The 2,105-nt window shown below is 72.9% G+C and carries 1 protein-coding gene; it reads left to right on the top strand.

From position 1 onward, the window contains the following. The first annotated feature begins 56 nt into the window (after positions 1 to 56). Entirely contained in the window at positions 57 to 1,094 is a 1,038-nt protein-coding gene (locus tag O3Q52_RS52300) for an adenylate/guanylate cyclase domain-containing protein (protein ID WP_269655426.1), read from the top strand. Positions 1,095 to 2,105: the final 1,011 nt, after the last annotated feature.

Here is a 2,105-nt window from a genome sequence, read left to right as displayed (position 1 = left end):
GCCGGGGCGAGGGGGCCGACCGCGCGGAGGCGCAGGCCGCCTCCGAGGAGGATCCGCTGGCCCTGCGGCTCGAACAGCTCATCCTGGGTGCCGAGCGCCGCTACACCCCCTTCCAGGCCGCCCGCAGCGCGGGCGTCTCCGTGGAGCTGGCCACCCGTTTCTGGCGGGCCATGGGCTTCGCGGACATCGGCCAGGCCAAGGCCCTCACGGAGGCCGACGTACTGGCTCTGCGCCGGCTCTCCGGTCTGGTCGAGGCGGGGCTGCTGAGCGAGGCGATGGCGGTCCAGGTCGCCCGTTCGACCGGGCAGACCACAGCGCGGCTTGCCGAGTGGCAGATCGACTCCTTCCTGGAGGGCCTGACCGAGCCCCCGGAACCGGGCATGACACGCACCGAGGTCACGTACCCCCTCGTCGAGCTGCTCCTGCCCGAGCTGGAGGAGTTCCTCGTCTACGTCTGGCGGCGCCAGCTCGCCGCCGCGACCGGCCGTGTCGTGCAGGCCGCGGACGACGAGGAGATGGTCGACCGTCGGCTCGCCGTCGGCTTCGCCGACCTCGTCGGCTTCACGCGACTGACCCGGCGCATGGAGGAGGAGGAACTCGGCGAACTCGTCGAGGCCTTCGAGACCACCGCGGCGGACCTGGTGGCCGCGCACGGCGGGCGCCTGATCAAGACGCTGGGCGACGAGGTGCTGTACGCGGCCGACGACGCGGGCCTCGCCGCCGAGATCGCGCTCCGCCTGATCGAGACCATGGCCGGCGACGAGACGATGCCCGAGCTGCGCGTCGGTATCGCCTTCGGCACGGTCACCACGCGTATGGGCGATGTCTTCGGTACGACCGTCAACCTCGCGTCCCGGCTGACCTCGATAGCTCCGAAGGACGCCGTCCTGGTCGACGGGGCGTTCGCCGAGGAACTCACCCGGACCGGCGACGCGCCCGCCTCCGAGGCCGCTGCCGCCGACGAGGCCGCCGCCGCGGAGAAGGAGGGCGAGGAGCCGCCGTCGTACCGCTTCGTGCTCCAGCCGATGTGGCAGCGGGCGGTGCGGGGGCTGGGCGTGGTCGAGCCGTGGTTGCTCAGCCGTCGTAGCAACTAGCGGTCGGTGGTCCTTCCCTACCTGTCGTTGCTGCCGCTTCCGTCGAAGCACAGGCCCACGATCGGGACGCACAGGCCCTTGCCCGGGCGGGCGGGGTCCTGTGGTGCGCCGGGGGACGCCGGGACCGGGGCCGAGGGCGTGGCGGCGGGGGGCCGAGGTGCCGCCGGTTCTTGTCCTGCGCGGGCCGGCGGGGTGGCTGTGATGGGGCGGCGGGTGTCCTGGAAGGCGGCGGAGGGGTTGAGGGCCGGGTTGAGGGGACCTCCGGGGCCTGGGATTCCGGCTGGTCCTGCGGCTCGGCCTTGCGCTCCCGGGGTGGACGGTCCGTTCGGCCCGTAGGCCTGGCTGGGCTTCTTCAGCCCGTTGAACCCATCCAACCTGTTCGGTTCGGAAGTTGATGTTGCTCCCGAAGGTCCCATGGCGGCCGTGGCCGAGGGGGATGCGCCTGCGGTGGGTGGTGGTGCGGCTACGGGGACCGCTCCCGCGTCGTCCTGAGCCGGGCTGTCCGTCGAACTCGCCGCGCTGGGGTCGATGTCCGTTGCCTCCACGCCGGTGTCTCCGCCGGTGGGCTGGGGTGCCATGCGGAGGAGGCTCAGGGCTCCTGCGGCCAGGGCGAGGCCGCCCACCGCGAAGAGGATGCGGCGGGGGCGGGGTTTCCGGTGGCGTCCTCGGGGCCGGGCCAGGGCCGGTTCCGGTGGTGTCGTCTCCGGTGTGACCGTTCCTGGCTTCGTCGCCGTGTCCGGCATGCAGTTCCCCTCCCCGACGCGAGGGCGCCCCCCGGCGCGCTGTCGCGGTGCGCAGGTTATGCGCGTCTTGGGGTGGTTGGGGGCGACTCGGGTCCCTCATCACCCGAACGGGGAGTCTCCGACGGCTTGGGGGTGGTTGTGGGGCCACGGGGGTTTGTTTCGCCCCCGCCGCCCCTACCCATTCCCGTCCCTCGCTCAGGGGCTCCGCCCCCGAACCCCCGTATCGCGCTGAACGCGCTCGTCCTCAAACGCCGGACGGGCTGAAAAT

Source organism: Streptomyces sp. ActVer (assembly GCF_027270795.1).
GTDB lineage: Bacteria > Actinomycetota > Actinomycetes > Streptomycetales > Streptomycetaceae > Streptomyces > Streptomyces umbrinus_A.
Note: the sequence above shows the minus strand (reverse complement) of the source record. Positions and strands in the feature narration are given on the sequence as shown.